Below are 17,323 nucleotides of genomic sequence, written 5' to 3'. Positions count from 1 at the left end.
CTCCCCACAAGGGGGAGGGTGGGGTCACAGCCCTGCCCGCTTGCCTCACCCACCCACAAGCGGCATAGATCACCCATGGAAACCTATCGCCCGCGCCGCTCGGTGCTCTACGTCCCGGCCTCCAACGACAAGGCCCTGGCCAAGATCGCGCAGCTTGCCTGCGACGCAATCATCATCGACCTGGAAGACGCCGTCGCCCCGGCCGACAAGATCGCCGCCCGCGCAAAACTGGCCGGCATTTTCGCCAATCGCCCCAACGAACGCTGCGAGATGGTCGTGCGCATCAATGCGCTGGCCAGCGCATGGGGCGCCGACGACCTGCTGGCTGCCGCAGGCTGCGAGGCCGACGGCATCCTGTTGCCCAAGGTCGACACGCCGCGCGACCTGCTCGAGGCCGGCGATGTGCTTGACGACAATTTCGCTCCCGACAGCGTGAAACTATGGGCGATGATCGAGACGCCCAAGGCGCTGCTCAACATCGGCGCCATCGCCGAGCTTGGCCGCGATCCGGCCTCGCGGCTCAATTGTTTCGTTGCCGGAACGAATGATCTGGTCAAGGAGACCGGCATTCTGGCAACGCCTGACCGACGTTACCTCGTGCCATGGCTGATGCAGATGGTGCTGGCCGCGCGTGCCGGCGGCATCGACATGCTCGACGGCGTCTCCAACGATTTTCGCAACCTCGATGCTTTCACCCAGGAATGCGCGGAAGCCGCGGCCATGGGCTTCGACGGCAAGAGCCTCATCCACCCGGCCCAGATCGAAGCCGCGAACCTCGCCTTCGCGCCGTCCGCGGAAGCGGTGGCCGAGGCGCGCTCGGTGAAGGAAGCCTTCGCGCTCGCCGAGAATGCCGGCAAGGGCGTGATCGCGTTGAACGGCAGGATGGTCGAGCGGCTGCACCTGGCGCAGGCCGAAAAACTGCTGGCGAAGGCAGCCGCCATCGGGTCATAAATGCTCGATGGATGCGAGCGAGCTATGGCTACTCACGACAGGAATTGAACAATGAAACTCTACCGCTTTCTGTCCGCTCCGGACGATGCCAGCTTCTGCCACAAGGTGACAGCGGCGCTGAACAAGGGCTGGCACCTGTTCGGCTCGCCGACCTACGCCTACGACAAGAAAGCCAAAACGATGCGTTGCGGCCAGGCCGTGGTCAAGGATGTCGACGGCCAGGAATACGGGCCCGATACCAAGCTCAGCGACTGGTAGGCTCCGCTCGCATCCACAGCCAGCCGGCCAGCCAGGCGATCGCTGTCGCAAGCGTCACCAAACCCAGGTCAAGGGCCCACTCCGGCACGAACGCACGGAGCGCGATAGGCACCGCGCCAATGAGATAGAGGGCGAGTGGAATGCGCGGAACGCCTCTTGCAACCACAAGAGATATTACAAACGCCAGCGTCCCAAGCAGAAAAAGGAACGAACTGACGACCAGAGCCAGTCCGAGAGGGCCGGCGCGCAGCTCGACGATGGTTGTCAGCGGAAGTTTCGAAAATACCAGATTGATCACCACTTCCACACCGACCAAACTTGCCAATGCAACGAAGTTGATGACAAACGCGATGATGCCGAACAGGCCCGCGCGCCGGCCAAAAGCGAGAAACAGGCCGACGACAAGACCAAGCGCCAATATCTCGGCGACTGGCGCGAGAAGTTGTGTCAGATCGGTGGTCGCGATGAGCGCGCTGCGTTTGGCCGCGTTAACCACAAGAATAAGCGCGCTTCCCACCCCGGCGACGGCGGCAAGCCGATAAAGCGTGACGCTGGGCACAGCCGCGCTCGACTGGACAGTCGTGAGATTCTCCTTGTGCTGAGGTTCTTCGGCTGGACTCCTCAGCGAAATCAACGATTGCGGGCGGCGGGGTTCGGCGGTTCTGGCAGACATGTTCGTCTCCTCATTCAGGGAAAACGGGGAGCCCGCGAAGACCGCAGGCCTGTTCGGGTCCCATCTGTAATCACTGATTACATTCTGTTACCTGCATTGTAAACAGCGATTACATAAATCGCGGATCGTGCTACGGACGCGTGAAGCAGCTCTACGGAATGAAGGAAAAGAGATGGCAAAAGCCAAGACGGCTCGCCGCACCGGCTACCACCATGGCAATTTGCGCGACACGTTGATCGATGCTGCAATCCAGCTTGTCGAGGAAGGCGGCCCCGACAATGTGAGCGTGCGCGAAGCCGCAAAGCGGGCCGGCGTTTCGCCCGGCGCGCCCTTCCGGCATTTTCAGTCGAAAACAGCGCTGCTGACCGCGGTCGCCGAACAAGCCATGAACCGGCTGACAGAGGCCGTTGCCAATGCACTTTCAGAAGTCGACAGCGCGGATCCCATCGTGGCCTTCGAAGCAATCGGACAAGGCTATCTGGAATGGGCGATCGGCAATCCCACGCATTTCCAGATCATCAGTTCCCGAACGCTGATTGATTTCGACGCGTCGGACAGTCTTCGCGGTCAGAATGAGGCCATTCGCCGGAAGATGATCGACCTGCTGACCCAGGCGCAGCGGCAGGGTCAGTTGGCTGCGAACGCGGACTTCGATCATCTGGTTCTTGCCGCGCGTGCCTTTGTCTATGGGTTGGCACGAATGGTGGTTGATGGTCATTTTCCGGAGTGGCATCCGTCCGAGCCGCCATCGCTCGCCGTGCGCAAGGCGCTGCATCTTTTCATCAGCCGAATGACCAACCTCTGAGGCGAAACCTCAAAAGGCCTGGTTGATCAGCTAACCGGCTACGCCAGATTTTCCCAGGCGGCTCTGATTTCGTTGAACCGTGCGTCTGCGCGGCCCTCGACGTCATCGCAGCCGAAATAGAGGATCGATAGCGCTGCAAGGAGACCGGGATAGCCGGAGACGGAATCCATTCTCGTAAGGATTTCAGGAACCGGCAACCGCTTGCGTTCAATCATGGAGATCGCGCATTCCGCTGTCATAGGTGCCATCGGGTGGTCGAATTCGGATAGCCAAAAGTCGACCAGGGCAACGAGAGTGGCCGGTTCGACGGCAGCACTTGCGGGCAGATGGCAAAGCTCACCAAGTGCGAGGAAAGCGGCATTCGGTGAAATCCCGACGGCGGTTTCGATCAGTTCCCGGCTTTGTGGAATGTCGTGATACGGCCAGTTGCAATCGATCCGGTCGGCGAATTCTGCTTCCGTCATCTGAGCGCTATTCCGCCGCCTCTTCGATCTTCTCCATGTCATCGTCCGACAGGCCGAAATGATGGCCGATCTCGTGGATCAGCACGTGGGTGACGATGTCGCCCAGCGTCTCCTCGTTCTCTGACCAGTAGTCGAGGATGGCGCGGCGGTAGAGCGTGATGCGGTTCGGGCCCTCGCCGGTCTGCGGGTTCCAGCGCTCGGCGATGCCGCGTCCCTCAAACAGGCCAAGCAGGTCGAAGGGCGTTTCCAGCGACAGATCGTCCATGATCTCGTCGGTCGGGAACTCGGCGATCTGGATGACGATCTCGCCGGTCAGCTTGCGGAAATCCTCCGGCAGATGGGCGTACGCCTCCAGCGCCAGGAACTCCATTTCGTCCATCGAGGGCGAGAGTTCGTCGTGCCAAGTGCGGGTCTTGTAGATGCGGGCCATGCTTTGTCCTTTGATCCCGGCATATAGGCTTTCGCACCGGAATCGGCAAATGAACGGGCCGATGCGCCTGCGCCATCCATGCGGAGAGGAATAAATTCCCCATGACTCCGCTTGACTCTTCCCGTGGCCTCTGGAATCTATAGGAACATAACAGGAACAATTGTGAGTGGAAGCTGACCGTCATGGCGATGACCGCCGTGGCGCGGGAGACTGTTTTTGCCCTGCGCCGCCAGATCGCGAAAATCGAGGGAACGCTGCCCGAGCGCTTGGCTGCGCCGGCCGCCGCGTCCCTTGATGCTGACGTCAACACCGATCTCACAATCGTCCGGCGTGGCATTGCCGCGGCGTTGCCGGATGCGTTCCTGCCTATTGGCGTCGAGCGCCTCGACGCCGCCCTGAGCGGCGGCCTGCCGAAGGCCGCCCTGAGTGAAATCCATGGCAGCGAAACCCGCGATGCCGGGGCCGTCGCCGGCTTCGCTTTGTCGCTCACCAGCCTGATCCTCAAGCAAACGCCGGGGTTGCCGGTGCTGTGGATCGGCACATCGGAGATCTTCCGCGAGGCAGGCTTTCCCTATGCAAGGGGGCTTCACGCCTCGTTCGGCATCGGGCCGGAGCAATTGCTGTTTACCGAGGCGCCAAAGCTTGTCGATGCGCTGTGGGTCGCCGAGGAGGCGGCCCGGATGACGGCGCTGGCCGCGGTCATCCTGGAAGTCCGCGGCAATCCGCAGCGGCTGGACCTGACCGCGACACGCCGGCTGCATGCAAGGGCGCAAGCGGCCGGCCGCCCGGTGTTCCTGCTGCGGCAGGCGGCCGAACCCGAACCGACGGCGGCACCCGTCCGCCTCATCGTCGCATCGGCGCCGGCAACACCGCGCGACACCATCGCCGGGCCGCTGGCCGGTTCGATCGACCGCCCGGCCTTCATCCTCACCATCGGCAAGAGCCGCACGGCCCTGCCTGGACAATTCACACTGGAGTGGAACCCCGATGAACGCGCATTCGACGAAAGAGCGGGCGACGAAGGAGCAGGTGGGGAAAGAAACCGGCCAAAGAATCCTGTCCCTGTGGTTTCCCTATCTGGCGGCGGAAAGGGTCCTGCGCCAGCGTCTGGGGCGGTCCTGGCGTTCCCGGCCGTCGGATCACCCCTCTCACCCGCCGCTCGTGATCAGCCATCGAGACCGCAACGCGCAGCGCATCTCGGCCCTCGACGAGCGGGCTGAGGCCCTGCACCTGAAGCGCGACATGGGCATTGCCGATGCGCGCGCCATGCATCCGTCGATCGACATCGTCGAGGCCGATCCGGAAGCCGACCGCCGTCTGCTCGAAGGCCTTGCCGACTGGTGCGACCGCTACACCCCGCTGGTGGCGCTGGATGGCGCGGACGGCCTGTTTCTCGACGTCACCGGCTGCACCCATCTGTTCGGCGGCGAACGCGCCATGCTGGACGAGATCCTGTCGCGCTTCTTCCATCAGGGTTTCGATGTCCGAGCCGGGCTTGCCGCGACACCGGGCGCGGCCTGGGCGGCGGCACGCTTTTGCAGTGACCGCATCATTGTGTCAGGCGAGGAGGAAGCGCTGCTGGCACCCCTGCCGCTGGCCGCACTGCGCATCGAGCCGGCGACCCGCACCAGCCTGGAAAGCGTCGGCCTGCGCACGGCGGGCGCCGTCATGGCGGCACCGCGCGCGCCGCTCGCCCGCCGCTTTGGCGCCTTGCTGCTCCTGCGCCTCGACCAGGCGCTTGGCCGTCTCGACGAAGCGGTGTCGCCGCGCCTTCCCGTCGCGCCGCTTTCGGTCGAACGCCACCTCGCCGAACCCGTCACCCTGACCGAGGACATCGAACGGCTGGTGGGCATGCTGGCGGCGACCTTGAAAACCGACCTCGAACGCCGCGGCGAGGGTGCCAGGACGCTGGCGCTGCTGCTCTTTCGCGTCGACGGCGCCGTCAGCCGCATCGCCATCGGCACCTCGCGGCCGATGCGCGAACCCATGCTGATCCAGAAACTGTTCCATGAGAGGCTGGCCGCGCTCGAGCAGGATATCGATGCCGGCTATGGTTTCGATCTGGTGCGGCTCTCGGTGTTGGCGGCCGCCACCTTCGACATGCAGCAGGCTGATCTGACTGGTGAAACGATCGACGATGGCGCCGATATCGCGCTGTTCGCTGACCGCATCCGCGCCCGGCTCGGCGAGGGCGCGGTTCTCCGGCCGGTCGCGGTCGAGAGCCATCTGCCGGAGCGCGCCGTCGCCACGATCCCCTTCACCGAAGCGCCGCGCCGGACCACGCCGCCGAAAAAGCCCGGCAGGCTGCAGGCGCCACAAACCATTTTTCCGCCGGAACGGCCAATCCGGCTGTTCCGCTCGCCCGAACCCATCGATGTGCCGGCCACTGAAATGCCGGAAGGACCACCGCTGCACTTCCGCTGGCGGCGCGCGCTCTACCGGGTCACGCGCGCCGAAGGGCCGGAACGCATCGCCGCCGAATGGTGGCGGGAAGCGCCAAGCGACGAGGCGGCATCGACGCGCGACTATTTCCGCATCGAGGATGCCGATGGCCGCCGCTATTGGCTCTACCGGCAAGGTCTTTACGGCAACACGCAGGTACCGCCGCGCTGGTTCATGCATGGTGTCTTCGCATGAACGCGCTGACCGTCATCCCCTATGCCGAATTCGGCATCCAGTCGAATTTCTCCTTCCTGCGCGGCGCCTCCAAGCCGGAGGAGCTGGTGGTCGCGGCCAAGCTCCTGGGCTTCTCCGCGATCGGGCTTGCCGACCGCAACACGGTGGCCGGCGTGGTGCGCGCCTGGCAGCAGGCCAAGGTCGAAAAGCTCTCCTATCACCCCGGCTGCCGGCTGGTTTTCGGCGACGGCACGCCGGACATCCTCGCCTATCCCCAGGACCGCAAGGGCTGGGGACATCTGTGCCGCATGCTTACCCAAGCCAATCTGCGCGACGAGAACGAAAAAGGCGCCACCCTTCTCCAGCGCGGCGACCTCCTCGAATGGGGTGACCTGATGTCGCTGGCGGTCCTGCCCGGTCTGTCGGCGGGCGCGGAAGATAGTCTTCCCCTGCTTGGAGACCTCAAAGGCCGCTTCGGCAGGAACCTGCGGCTTGGCGTTTCGCCCGACTACGCCGGCAATGACCGTTTCCGCATCGAGCAGGCCGCGGCGCTTGCCGAGAGCGTCGGTATTCCGCTGATGGCGACCAACGACGTTCTCTACCACACGGCCGAACGGCGCCCGCTGCAGGACGTGCTGACCGCGATCCGCCTCAACACGCCCGTCGCCGAGGTCGGGCTGCAACTCAGCGCCAATGCCGAGCGTCATCTGAAGCCGCCAATGGAGATGGCCCGCCTGTTCCGCAGGCATCCGCAAGCGCTGGCCGAGACGCTGCGGTTTGCGGAAGAACTGACCTTTTCGTTGAGCGACCTTCAGTACAATTATCCGGACGAGCCGACGGAATCGGGTCTTGGCCCACAGGCTGAACTGGAGCGGCTGGCGCGGGAGGGAGCGGCCAACCGCTATCCGGCGGGTGTGCCGGATTCGGTGACCAGGCGCATCGACGAAGAGCTCGCTTTGATCGAACGCCTCAACTATGCCCGCTATTTCCTGACTGTCTACGACATCGTCAAGTTCGCGCGCAGCAAGGATATTCTCTGCCAGGGACGTGGATCGGCCGCCAATTCGGTCGTCTGCTTCTGCATCGGCATCACCGAAGTAGGACCGGAAAAAATCGATTCGCTCTTCGAGCGCTTCATTTCCGAGGAGAGAAACGAGCCGCCGGATATCGACGTCGATTTCGAGCACGAAAAGCGCGAAACCGTAATCCAGTACATCTACGAGAAATACAGCGGCAAGCGCACGGCACTTGCGGCCGCCGTCATCAGCTATCGCGGCCGTTCGGCGCTGCGCGAAGTGTCGAAGGCGATGGGCCTGTCCGAGGATGTCAGGGCATCGCTTTCCGGCTCGATCTGGGGTTGGTCGACATCGGAGCTTGGCGAGAAGGAAGCCCGCGCCGGCGGCCTCGACCGCACCGATCCGGTGTCGAGGCACGTGATGGAGCGTGCCAATGAGATCATGGGCTTCCCCCGCCATCTGTCGCAGCATGTCGGCGGCTTCGTCATAACCAGGGACCGGCTCGACGAGATCGTGCCCATCGTCAAGACGGCGATGGACGAGCGCAAGATGGTCGAATGGGACAAGGACGATCTCGACGCGGTGAAGATCCTGAAAGTCGACGTGCTGGCGCTCGGCATGCTGACCTGCCTGCAACGCGCCTTCACCTTGCTCACGGATCACTATCCTAATGCGCGGGATGACTATGGGCAGCCCTATGTGCTGGCCACCCTGCCGCCGGAAGATAAGCAGGTCTACAAGATGATCTGCCGCGCCGATACGCTCGGCGTCTTCCAGATCGAATCGCGCGCCCAGATGTCGATGCTGCCGCGCCTTGAGCCGAAAACCTTTTATGACCTTGTCATCGAGGTGGCGATCGTGCGGCCGGGCCCGATCCAGGGCGACATGGTCCACCCCTATCTGCGCCGCCGGCAAGGCAAGGAAAAACCCGAGTATCAAAAACCGGAGCTGGAGGCGATCCTCAGCAAGACGCTTGGTGTGCCGCTGTTCCAGGAGCAGGCGATGAATATCGCCATCGTTGCCGGTGGTTTCAAACCGGGCGAGGCCGATGAACTGCGCCGCGCCATGGCCACCTTCAAGCGCACCGGCACCATCGGCAATTACCGCGACCGTATGATCAATGGCATGGTCGGCAAGGGCTACACGAAGGACTTCGCCGAGCGCTGTTTCAAGCAGATCGAGGGCTTTGGCGAATATGGCTTTCCCGAAAGCCATGCCGCTTCCTTCGCCCTGCTCGTCTATGCCTCCTGCTGGTTCAAGACCTTCTATCCCGACGTGTTCTGCGCCGCGATCCTGAATTCGCAGCCGATGGGGTTTTACCAGCCGGCCCAGCTGGTGCGCGACGCAAGCGACCATGGCGTCGACATTCGCGACGTCGACGTCAATTTTTCGGTGTGGGATTGCACGCTGGAAAAGGCGCCGTTCGATCCGGCCCGCATCCTCCCACGCCATGCCGAGATGCGCGGCGTCATCGAGACGAAGCATGCCGTCCGGCTCGGCTTCCGCCAGATCAAGGGCCTGTCGAAGGAGCGCATGGCGGCTTTCGTCGAACAGCGCGGCTCAGGCTACGTATCCGTCCGGGATGTCTGGTTGCGCTCCGGCCTCGATGTCGGCGAGATCGAGCGGTTGGCGCAGGCCGACGCCTTCCGTTCGCTCGGCCTTGATCGTCGCGAAGTCTTGTGGGCGGTGCGCGCGCTCGACGGCAAGAGCGCCGCCGAAAGGCTGCCGCTGTTCGACCAGCCGGCGCTTCGCCTGCGCGAGCTGGAGCCTGAGACGAAGCTGCCGAAAATGCCGCTCGGCGAGCATGTCATCCATGATTACCGCGCGCTCGGCCTGTCGCTGAAGGCGCATCCGGTCGCCTTCCTGCGCGAGCGGCTCGACCGCGCCGGCGTCATCCCCAATGCGAACCTGCCTTCCGTGCGCGACGGCAGGCGCGTCTCCGTCGCCGGCCTCGTGCTGGTGCGGCAGCGCCCCGGCAAGGGCAATGCGATCTTCCTGACGCTGGAGGACGACAAGGCGGTGGCCAACGTCATCTTCTGGCAAAGGACCTTCGACCGTTACCGGCCGATCGTCATAGGCGCCCGGTTCGTCAAGGTCACCGGAAAATTGCAGTCGGAATCGGGCGTGGTCCACATCGTCGCCGAGAGGATCGAGGATCTGACGCCTTGGTTGACCGTGCTTCTGGAGAAGGTCAGCGGGGCCGCGCCAGCGGTTCCTCCGGGAGACCTCGCCAGGGACGGTTCGGATCGCTCCAGCCCCGCCAAACAAAGCGCACCGATCCGGCAGGATCTCGCAACGCTGTCGGAAGACAGCGGAAAGGGTCATGCCCAAGGGGCGCAATTTTCAGTAGGCAAGGCCATGCCAAGGGCGGAACGAAAGCGGACGTCGGCGATCCTTCGCGCTCCCCGCTGTCCCGCCAGCCTTCGGCAAATTGGCGGGTATAAGAAACGTGCCCCTCAGCCCGACCCACCCAAGCGCGGCGGCGGGGCGAGCACGTCCTCCACCGAAAGCGTCCGCGCCTCGGAGGGCAGCATGATCGGGATGCCATCACGCACCGGATAGGCAATCTTGGCGACCCTGGAAATCAGTTCGCCGCGCTCTGGATCCCAGGCCAGCGGCCCCTTGGTCAGCGGGCAGGCCAAGAGTTCCAGCAGCTTGGGGTCGACCTTCTTCCCGTCACGTCCGTCCGCCATCGCGCCCTCTTACTGCAAACTCGAGCCAAAATCCTCATTCTCGCGCGCCAGCGCCATTTCGGTGATGGCGATCAGCGTCTCCGCCCGGGTCTTCAGGTCGGCTGCTTCGAGCAGCGCCTGTTTCTCGGCCGGCCCGTAGGGCGCCATCATCGACAGCGCATTGACCAGCATGGCATTTTCGGCGCGGCTGACGCTTTCCCAGTCGGCCTCCAAATCGTTGGCCTGCAGATAGGCGCGAAATGCCTTGAGCAGCGATGGCCGGTCGATCTCGTTGTCCGCCTGATCCTCGTCGAGATCGGCAAGGAAAGGCGCGGGCTTGCACTGGCGAAACGGCGTCTTGACCGTCAATTCGTGAGCGATGCGGAACCGGCACACGCCCTGCAGCGAAATCAGGTAGCGGCCGTCGCCACTTTCGGAGAAGGCGATGATGCGCCCGGCGCAACCGACATTGCAGAGCTCCGGCTCGCCATCGCCGCGCAAGGCGCCATCGAGACTGGGCTGGATGACGCCGATGAGCCGCGAGCCGGCAATCGCCTCGTCCACCATCTGCAGATAGCGCGGCTCGAAGATGTTGAGCGGCATGCGGCCTCCCGGCAGCAAAAGCGCACCCTCGAGCGGAAAGATCGGGATCGTCGACGGCAAATCCTTGGCGAGCCGGTAATGCGCGTTTCCCGCTTGCACCATATTCCTCCGATCGCTTCACCAGAAGCGCGTCATACCAGCTAATCTGGCGCAGTCGTCGCCGACGCCAAGCCCGTGCGGCAAAACAACCGGCAGCCGGCTCAGGAGAACAGCAGCGCCGACAATTTGCGGCGCGCCGCCAGCGTCGCCTCGTCGGTCATGCCCCAGGCCTCGAACAGCTGCAGCAATTGCGTCCTGGCGCCGTCCTCGTTCCAGGCCCGGTCGGCCTTGATGATGGCCAGCAGATTGTCGGCCGCGGCCGTACGGTCGCCGTTGGCGTTCTGGATCATGGCCAGATCGAAGCGCGCCTGGTGATCTCCGGGATTTTCCGCCAGCCGGCGCTCGAACTCGGCTGGATTGCCGAGAGCCGCCGCCTGCGCCGCAACCGCCATCCTGGCGCGCAGGGCTGCCAGCGGCGGCGCATCCTTCTTGGCCTCCGGGGCTGTTGCCAAAAGCGCCTCGGCGCCTTCCGTGTCGCCGGCGTCGAACAACAGTTCGCCCAGTCCGGCGATCGCCTCGATCGTCTCCGGCGCCTGCGCCAGGATAGCGTCATAAATGTCGGCCGCGGTCTGCATGTCGCCGGCGGCGCGGGCCTCAATGGCCGCGGCCAGGGCTTCGGCCACTGGCGGCGCGCCGTTGCCCTTGCCGCCGACCTTGGTGATGAATTCGTTGATCTGGCTCTCCGGGATGGCGCCCATGAAGCCATCGACCGGCTGGCCGTCCTTGAAGGCGATGACCGCCGGGATAGACTGGATGCCGAGCTGGCCGGCGATCGAGGGATGGTCGTCGATGTTCATCTTGACCAGCTTGACCCTGCCGCCGGCGGCCTTGACCGCCTTCTCCAACTGCGGCGTCAGTTGCTTGCAAGGCCCGCACCAGGGCGCCCAGAAATCGACCAGCACCGGCTGCCGGCGCGATTCCTGGATGACATCGGCGGCAAAGGCAGCCGTCGTCGTGTCCTTGATCACGTCGGCGGGAGCGGCGGGCGCATCGCCAAGCGCGACTTTCGCCGGCGCCGGCGCGGCTCCACCATACTGTACCGAGGTGGTGTACTGGCCGCCATTGCCGCCAAAGGAGCCGCCGAACGGATTGTTGTCGCTCATCTCTCTACCCTTCCGTGGCGCCGCCGGCCGGCGGCCAGGCGCCCTATGCTTCAGACCATCTGACTCAAGCCATCCATGTGGCGATCACATGGAGACTTTCAAGATAGCAGCATCGTGCCCGGTTGCCTCGACGAATCTGATCAGGTCGCACGCCGCGATCGATGTCGTCGCCTCATTGGTCAGCGGATGCCCATTGATCACCGCATGCTCCATCAAATCCTCGTCGAGCACGAGCTTGACCCTGTTTGCCGTGTCGTTGATGACGCCAAAGACCGTGACGGCGCCCGGTGTGACGCCGAGCAGCTCCATCAGCATCTCCGGCTTGCCGAAGGAAACCCGGCTGGCGGCGCCGATCACCTGGTGGATCTGCTTCAGGTCGACGACCGCGTCCTCGCCGACGGTGACCAGGAAGAAATTGTCCTTCTTGTCCTTCAGGAACAGGTTTTTCGTGTGCCCGCCGGCGATCTCGCCGCGCAGTGCCTGCGAATCGGCGACGGTATAGAGCGGCGGGTGGCGCTTCGTCGACGTGGCAATGCCGAGTTCGGCAAGAAAGGCCATCAAATCGGCTTCGGTCTTCGGCATCGGTTTCGTCCCGTTTCTCAAGCCAGCCGTTTACGGCCAATGGGGCAGCCGACACAAGACCGTCATGCGACATCATGGTGAGCGGCACCGCCCTTCGCGCTGGCGCCCCGCCGCCCGCCACTCACGCGCCCGCCGGCGGCTTGCCGGCCCCGCGCATCGTGTCGCAAAAAGCCTGCGATTTCCCTGTTGCAATCGCCGCGCTCTTCAGCCATATAGGCCCGGCTTGCGGCCAAGACGCCGCGCGAGCGGGTGTAGCTCAGGGGTAGAGCACAACCTTGCCAAGGTTGGGGTCGAGCGTTCGAATCGCTTCACCCGCTCCAAATCTTCTTTAGATTTGAAAAGCATAAAGGGCCCGGGTAACCGGGCCTTTTTGCTATGGCGCCGGGGAGCGGGGGGACGACGTTTCCAGCCGAAGCCGGGAACGTAGGGCTGCCCATCCGACCTGGGTGTTGAGCCTCAACAGGTTGTCCGCGCGTAGAGCGAGGCGGCTCCGGAATTTGCGTCTAGGGCGATCGATATGCCATGGATAATCGGCCAACGGCTTTCGCTTCCATTTCGCGACCATGACGGCCGAGACCGCGAATCGGGCGCGAGCGACCTCCAGCGGCGTTGGCGCCGAGCAGGTAAATCAGCTAGAACTAACTCAGGCGGAACAATTGTCTGCGATTTCAGGAGACGACATGTCCGAGGAGCATGTTGAGCGTCGGCTGGCGGCGATCCTGGCCGCGGATGTGGTCGGCTATAGCCGCCTTATGGAGGTCGACGAAGAGCACACGCTCAATCTCCTTCGGCAGCATCGACGGGAGTTCTTCGATCCGACCGTCACCAAGCACGGTGGGCGCATCTTCAAAGTGATGGGTGACGGCTTTCTTGTCGAGTTCGGCAGCGTAATTAATGCGGCGCGCTGCGCGGTCGAGATCCAGCGCGGCATGCCCGAGCGGAATGCCGGCATTCCCGAGGACCGGCATTTCAAGTTTCGCATGGGCATCAACCTTGGCGACATCATCGTCGACGGCGATGATTTCCAGGGCGACGGTGTCAATCTTGCGGTGCGGCTGCAGGGCCTCGCGATGCCCGGCGGCATTGCCTGCTCGGAAGCGGTGCGCCATGCGGTCGGCAACAAGCTGGGCGTCGACTTCGCCGATCAGGGCACCAGGACCGTCAAGAACATTGCCCAGCAGGTGCATGTCTACTTCGCCAACTGGGACCAGGGCGTGTCTCATGTCGAGACGCATTTTGCGGCCAGAACCGTCCAGACGCTGGTGCGGTCCGACAAGCCGTCGGTGGCGATCCTGCCATTCGCCAATCTTAGCGCTGATCCCGACCAGCAGTATTTCAGCGATGGCATCACTGAAGACATCATAACCGACCTCTCGAACGTCTCCGGCCTGTTCGTGCTCAGCCGCAATACAGTCTTCGCGTTCAAGGGCAGGACCGACAAGATGGAACGCATCGCCAGGGAGCTTGGCGTCGGCTACATTGTCGAGGGCAGCGTCCGCAAGGCGGGAAACCGGGTCAGGATCAATGCCGAGTTGATCGAGGGCGCCACGGACGGACACGTTTGGGCTGCCCGCTACGACCGCGACCTCACCGACATCTTCGCCGTGCAGGACGAAATCGCCAAAGCGGTCGTGGCGCAGCTCAGGGTCAAGCTCCTGCCTGAGGAGAGGAAAGCTATCGAGCAGGCGCCGACGGACAATGTGGAAGCCTATACGCATTACCTTCGAGGGCGCGATTACAGCCACATTGCGACCAGAGCCAACCACCTGATGGCCAGACAAAGCTATATCAGGGCCATTGAGCTCGATCCGGGATATGCCCGTGCCTATGCAGGTCTGGCGGTCTGCGACGTACGCCTTCAGTCGAACTACGGCTCACCGATCCATGTGGACGACATTCTCGCGACCGCGGACAAGGCCCTAGCCCTGGACGCGAATTTGGCCGAAGCGCATTCAGCCAGGGGCTTTGCCCTCTCCCTCGCCGATCGCCGTTCCGAGGCCGCGGCGGCGTTCGAACAGGCTCTTACGCTCGACGCCAATTGCCACGAGGCCAATCGTTACTATGCCGAGTTTTGCGTAACCGGCGGCAAGTTCGAGTTCGCCGCCACGTACTTCATGCGCGCGATGGAAATCAAACCGTCCGACTACGGCGCACCGGTCATGCTGGTGAACGTCTTTCGGACTCTCGGCCAACAGAACGACGCGGAGCTTTATGCACGAATCGCATTGGAGAGAGCTGAAGAGGAACTCCGTTTGCATCCCGAGAACGCCAATTGTGCCTGCCTGGGGGCTATCGTGCTGGCCTTCCTTGGTGAACGCGATAGGGCGGCCAAGTGGCTTGACCGGTCTCTGGCGATCGACCCTAACGATATCAACGTCCAATACAACGCAGCTTGTACCTATGCGTTGCTGGGGGAGTTCGAACGTTCGATCGACCTTTTGGAAGCGTGGCTGCCGCAGGCTGGCGCCGAGATGAGACTCTGGTTCAAGAACGATTCCGATTTCGCCTCTGTTCGTAGTCATCCTCGCTACCAGAAGTTGCTCCAGCTGCTGCAGTAGCGATACGCATTGTTCTTGAGTCAAATTGTCGCCGATAATCAATAATCGGCCTTCAGGAAGATTTACCCGACAAACCAACGCCCTCGCCATCCCGCGGATATTATGTTATGCTACTAATATAACCGAGAGGTGGGGAATGGGTACCCGGTTCAGGTTGTTCGTTCAGCCTCCGTTCGAAGACCCTACGTCAAGTCCCGAGATCATTACGGTTTCGTCCCCGCGAGGCAGTGTCGGACCTGGCCCATCCGACGATCGTATGTATGTCGTCGAGCCGGCCGACAAGACGCGGCCCTATGGCGTCAACCACGGTCCGTTGGGCACGCCCTTCATCTCCCTGCCGCCCTGGACGCGAGCGATCCTCGATCCGGCCATTCCCGACGAGGAAGGCAACTTCGATCACTATCAGCCCTCGACGCCCGGCTTCGAAGCAGCGCACGCGTTCGGATGCGTGCGCTTCACGCTCGACGTTTGGGAGCGTTACATCGGCCAACCGCTCGTCTGGCATTTCCACGATCACCACGACCGTCTGGAAATCTCGATCCTGCCGGATTGGGACAACGCTCAATACGGCTATGGCTTCCTCGAGCTCGGCAGCCAATTCACGAAAGACGGACGCGCGCTCCCCTTCAGCCTCGACTTCGATATTATCGCGCATGAGGTTGGCCATGCGTTCGTCTACAGCGTCCTCGGCATACCCAAGCCGGGAGCTGAGTTCCCCGAATATCTGGGCTTTCAGGAGGCCTTTTCCGACTGCGTTTCGTTGATCGCGGCCATGCATTTTCCATCCGTGATCGAAAACGTTCTGACGGTGACGCGTGGGAACCTCTACATCGCCAATCAACTCTCTCGCTTTTCGGAATTTTCACCGCACCGCCAGATACGCGAGGCCAACAACAAGCTGACGATGGCCGATTTCGCGGACGGCTGGACCGACGAGCATGCCTTGTCGCAACCTCTAACGGGTGCCGTCTTCGACATTCTGGTCGATGTCTTTCACGAGAGCTTGGTGGATCGAGGACTGATTTCGCCGGAGGCCGAAGATCTTGCCGACCTCGCCGAGATCTACCCAACCGCCGAGGCGCCGCTCCAGAAGGTCTTTGACCGCGATTTCACGCGCAATCCAGACGGTTTCGTCGAAGCGCTGCTCGACGCGCGCGATATCGTGGGTACCTATCTCGCCGAGACGCTGTGGGCTCTCGCCCCGGATTTCCTGGACTATCGTGACGTGGCGAGAACGATGCTCGCGGTCGACGACCGCGTGACCGGAGGAGAACTATCCAGCATCATCTTCCGGGATTTCGACCGAAGAGGGATTTTTCGCTACCGTGCCGGGCCTCGCCTGACGAGGCCAGACCGAAAGAGCCATGTTCATGAGGGTCGGATCGCTCGTCCACGGGATCAGGTGCGTCTCCCGGATATGAGCTATTTCGAGAAATATTGGATGTCCAGAAGTGGCGCCGAGCTTTGATCGACATGCAGAGGATGGGGTGATCCATGATAACTGAAACCATTTTAAATACCTCGGCCATACACTTGTTCGGTAGAGTTCTTGAAGATTTGAAGCTGAAGAAGAGGATTGATGGGGGACGGCCTCCAAGGCCTGGCAATAATAGATTCTTGCAGAACCAGATCGACGCCTCGGGCAGCCTGCTGGCAAGGATCTATGCGTTCACCTTCGAGGCGCAGTTCTACGAGCTGGCCAGACCGACCATACTTCTTGTTCATGGGCCTGGCACCGCGGTTGATTATCCAGCTCCGGCGGACACTGATCTGAAGGTCATGAGCCGCGGTCCAAGCGACCCTGCCTATACCGGACTGTCATCGCAGATAGGCTCATTTGCCCGCGGAATGCAGGTCTGGGTGTACGACAAGAGTGACCTGACAATGCGGCTGGAGCTCGACACGGGAACGCTCGAAGATGTTCTGTTGGGTGCAGAGCTGGACCCGCATTCGTTTGGCCGGTCGGGTGGAGCAATGGGAAGATCTGGTGGTGCGATGGGGCGATCGGGCGGCGCCATGGGCAGGTCTGGCGGTGCGATGGGGCGGTCCGGCGGCGCCATGAACCGCAACGGGCGCGGCGATCTCGACTAGCGTTCCCGATTGTCATTTGAGAATGCCAAAGGGAGATGGATCATGGCAAGAGTAGATATAGTTCGCGTCGATACACCTGAAGGGAATGCTGTAAGAGCCGGAGAGCCGATTACTGTGAGCGTGACGGTCTCCCCGGATCGGGGTTGGTTTAACGACACAGAGCACTTGGTAATCGACTTTATTTATGCTGACACTTCAGAAATAGCCTCATGTTTATTGATCAACGACAACGACACTAACATCGAAGACACAACAACAATTAACTTTAAGCTTAAAGCGGAATCCGGCGCTCTGACCGGAGAATACTATGTTCGGATCACAAACAATTACTTCGAGGAGACCATCGTAAGCGGCCCTGAAGACGGAACTATCACTGTGTCCTCAAGTTAATCACTTGCGCTG

16 protein-coding genes, 1 tRNA gene and 1 pseudogene are annotated in these 17,323 nt (G+C 62.4%); 11 read left to right on the top strand and 7 right to left on the bottom strand.

Features of this window, described 5'->3' with window-relative positions:
* Positions 1–75 precede the first annotated feature (75 nt).
* Both AC0L24_RS32565 and AC0L24_RS32560 read left to right on the top strand, forming a co-directional pair.
* On the top strand, positions 76–951 hold the full coding sequence (locus AC0L24_RS32565; protein ID WP_473564934.1) for an HpcH/HpaI aldolase/citrate lyase family protein: 876 nt from the start codon (positions 76–78) through the stop codon (positions 949–951).
* Positions 952–1,002: 51 nt separating this feature from the next.
* Positions 1,003–1,209 (top strand): DUF1737 domain-containing protein, encoded by a 207-nt coding sequence (locus tag AC0L24_RS32560; protein WP_127808656.1) that lies wholly within the window; start codon positions 1,003–1,005, stop codon positions 1,207–1,209.
* On the opposite strand, the gene AC0L24_RS32555 is transcribed toward AC0L24_RS32560, so the two are convergent.
* Positions 1,196–1,882 carry a hypothetical protein gene (locus tag AC0L24_RS32555; RefSeq protein ID WP_210214656.1) on the bottom strand — a complete coding sequence of 229 codons (687 nt, stop codon included), beginning with the start codon at positions 1,880–1,882 and terminating at the stop codon, positions 1,196–1,198. The genes AC0L24_RS32560 and AC0L24_RS32555 overlap by 14 nt on opposite strands.
* A 172-nt stretch (positions 1,883–2,054) precedes the next feature.
* On the opposite strand from AC0L24_RS32555, the gene AC0L24_RS32550 reads away from it, so the two are divergent.
* On the top strand, positions 2,055–2,687 hold the full coding sequence (locus AC0L24_RS32550) for a TetR/AcrR family transcriptional regulator (RefSeq protein WP_127811292.1): 633 nt from the start codon (positions 2,055–2,057) through the stop codon (positions 2,685–2,687).
* A gap of 38 nt (positions 2,688–2,725) precedes the next feature.
* On the opposite strand, the gene AC0L24_RS32545 is transcribed toward AC0L24_RS32550, so the two are convergent.
* Positions 2,726–3,151 (bottom strand): hypothetical protein, encoded by a 426-nt coding sequence (locus tag AC0L24_RS32545; RefSeq protein ID WP_127808655.1) that lies wholly within the window; start codon positions 3,149–3,151, stop codon positions 2,726–2,728.
* 7 nt (positions 3,152–3,158) lie between these two features.
* Complete coding sequence (locus AC0L24_RS32540) at positions 3,159–3,581, bottom strand: metallopeptidase family protein (RefSeq protein ID WP_023763026.1); 423 nt, start codon at positions 3,579–3,581, stop codon at positions 3,159–3,161.
* Between the two features lie 182 nt (positions 3,582–3,763).
* Here AC0L24_RS32540 and AC0L24_RS32535 point away from each other — a divergent pair, with 182 nt between their 5' ends.
* The 3 genes and pseudogenes from AC0L24_RS32535 to AC0L24_RS32525 all read left to right on the top strand — a co-directional run bounded on the left by AC0L24_RS32535 (position 3,764) and on the right by AC0L24_RS32525 (position 9,563).
* The gene (locus AC0L24_RS32535) at positions 3,764–4,801 is read left to right on the top strand and encodes an ImuA family protein (RefSeq protein ID WP_127808654.1); all 1,038 of its coding nucleotides are present in this window, start codon (positions 3,764–3,766) and stop codon (positions 4,799–4,801) included.
* Positions 4,743–6,218, top strand: a complete 1,476-nt coding sequence (locus AC0L24_RS32530) for a DUF6504 family protein (RefSeq protein WP_127808653.1) — start codon at positions 4,743–4,745, stop codon at positions 6,216–6,218. Before AC0L24_RS32535 ends, AC0L24_RS32530 begins: the two co-directional genes overlap by 59 nt.
* Positions 6,215–9,563, top strand: a pseudogene (locus AC0L24_RS32525) (error-prone DNA polymerase). Before AC0L24_RS32530 ends, AC0L24_RS32525 begins: the two are co-directional and overlap by 4 nt.
* A 106-nt stretch (positions 9,564–9,669) precedes the next feature.
* On the opposite strand, the gene AC0L24_RS32520 reads toward AC0L24_RS32525, so the two are convergent.
* From AC0L24_RS32520 to AC0L24_RS32505, 4 genes are all read right to left on the bottom strand, one after another.
* On the bottom strand, positions 9,670–9,906 hold the full coding sequence (locus AC0L24_RS32520) for a Trm112 family protein (RefSeq protein ID WP_127381787.1): 237 nt from the start codon (positions 9,904–9,906) through the stop codon (positions 9,670–9,672).
* A gap of 9 nt (positions 9,907–9,915) precedes the next feature.
* Positions 9,916–10,587: an LON peptidase substrate-binding domain-containing protein gene (locus AC0L24_RS32515; RefSeq protein ID WP_023810888.1), complete on the bottom strand. Its 672-nt coding sequence runs from the start codon at positions 10,585–10,587 to the stop codon at positions 9,916–9,918.
* Positions 10,588–10,688: 101 nt separating this feature from the next.
* Positions 10,689–11,690 carry a thioredoxin gene (trxA, locus tag AC0L24_RS32510; protein ID WP_127808651.1) on the bottom strand — a complete coding sequence of 334 codons (1,002 nt, stop codon included), beginning with the start codon at positions 11,688–11,690 and terminating at the stop codon, positions 10,689–10,691.
* Positions 11,691–11,774: 84 nt separating this feature from the next.
* Complete coding sequence (locus AC0L24_RS32505) at positions 11,775–12,272, bottom strand: prolyl-tRNA synthetase associated domain-containing protein (RefSeq protein ID WP_127808650.1); 498 nt, start codon at positions 12,270–12,272, stop codon at positions 11,775–11,777.
* Between the two features lie 245 nt (positions 12,273–12,517).
* Here AC0L24_RS32505 and AC0L24_RS32500 point away from each other — a divergent pair.
* From AC0L24_RS32500 to AC0L24_RS32480, 5 genes are all read left to right on the top strand, one after another.
* Positions 12,518–12,592, top strand: a tRNA-Gly gene (locus AC0L24_RS32500).
* Positions 12,593–12,952: 360 nt separating this feature from the next.
* Positions 12,953–14,830: an adenylate/guanylate cyclase domain-containing protein gene (locus tag AC0L24_RS32495; RefSeq protein ID WP_127811291.1), complete on the top strand. Its 1,878-nt coding sequence runs from the start codon at positions 12,953–12,955 to the stop codon at positions 14,828–14,830.
* A gap of 136 nt (positions 14,831–14,966) precedes the next feature.
* On the top strand, positions 14,967–16,298 hold the full coding sequence (locus tag AC0L24_RS32490) for a gluzincin family metallopeptidase (protein ID WP_127811290.1): 1,332 nt from the start codon (positions 14,967–14,969) through the stop codon (positions 16,296–16,298).
* 26 nt (positions 16,299–16,324) lie between these two features.
* On the top strand, positions 16,325–16,921 hold the full coding sequence (locus AC0L24_RS32485) for a hypothetical protein (RefSeq protein WP_127267587.1): 597 nt from the start codon (positions 16,325–16,327) through the stop codon (positions 16,919–16,921).
* Between the two features lie 42 nt (positions 16,922–16,963).
* Complete coding sequence (locus AC0L24_RS32480) at positions 16,964–17,311, top strand: hypothetical protein (protein WP_127808629.1); 348 nt, start codon at positions 16,964–16,966, stop codon at positions 17,309–17,311.
* The last annotated feature ends 12 nt before the right edge of the window (positions 17,312–17,323 follow it).

The organism is Mesorhizobium sp. WSM4809 (assembly GCF_055811655.1).
This window is presented reverse-complemented; position numbering and strand designations above follow the sequence as displayed.

Excerpts from the sequence above, each read along its gene's own strand:
- AC0L24_RS32505 (WP_127808650.1), bottom strand. The coding sequence starts at position 12,272 with ATGCCGAAGACCGAAGCCGATTTGATGGCCTTTCTTGCCGAACTCGGC.
- AC0L24_RS32565 (WP_473564934.1), top strand. The coding sequence starts at position 76 with ATGGAAACCTATCGCCCGCGCCGCTCGGTGCTCTACGTCCCGGCCTCC.
- AC0L24_RS32490 (WP_127811290.1), top strand. The coding sequence starts at position 14,967 with ATGGGTACCCGGTTCAGGTTGTTCGTTCAGCCTCCGTTCGAAGACCCT.
- AC0L24_RS32485 (WP_127267587.1), top strand. The coding sequence starts at position 16,325 with ATGATAACTGAAACCATTTTAAATACCTCGGCCATACACTTGTTCGGT.
- AC0L24_RS32540 (WP_023763026.1), bottom strand. The coding sequence starts at position 3,581 with ATGGCCCGCATCTACAAGACCCGCACTTGGCACGACGAACTCTCGCCC.
- AC0L24_RS32535 (WP_127808654.1), top strand. The coding sequence starts at position 3,764 with ATGGCGATGACCGCCGTGGCGCGGGAGACTGTTTTTGCCCTGCGCCGC.
- AC0L24_RS32555 (WP_210214656.1), bottom strand. The coding sequence starts at position 1,882 with ATGTCTGCCAGAACCGCCGAACCCCGCCGCCCGCAATCGTTGATTTCG.
- AC0L24_RS32560 (WP_127808656.1), top strand. The coding sequence starts at position 1,003 with ATGAAACTCTACCGCTTTCTGTCCGCTCCGGACGATGCCAGCTTCTGC.
- AC0L24_RS32480 (WP_127808629.1), top strand. The coding sequence starts at position 16,964 with ATGGCAAGAGTAGATATAGTTCGCGTCGATACACCTGAAGGGAATGCT.
- AC0L24_RS32550 (WP_127811292.1), top strand. The coding sequence starts at position 2,055 with ATGGCAAAAGCCAAGACGGCTCGCCGCACCGGCTACCACCATGGCAAT.
- AC0L24_RS32545 (WP_127808655.1), bottom strand. The coding sequence starts at position 3,151 with ATGACGGAAGCAGAATTCGCCGACCGGATCGATTGCAACTGGCCGTAT.
- AC0L24_RS32520 (WP_127381787.1), bottom strand. The coding sequence starts at position 9,906 with ATGGCGGACGGACGTGACGGGAAGAAGGTCGACCCCAAGCTGCTGGAA.
- trxA (WP_127808651.1), bottom strand. The coding sequence starts at position 11,690 with ATGAGCGACAACAATCCGTTCGGCGGCTCCTTTGGCGGCAATGGCGGC.
- AC0L24_RS32495 (WP_127811291.1), top strand. The coding sequence starts at position 12,953 with ATGTCCGAGGAGCATGTTGAGCGTCGGCTGGCGGCGATCCTGGCCGCG.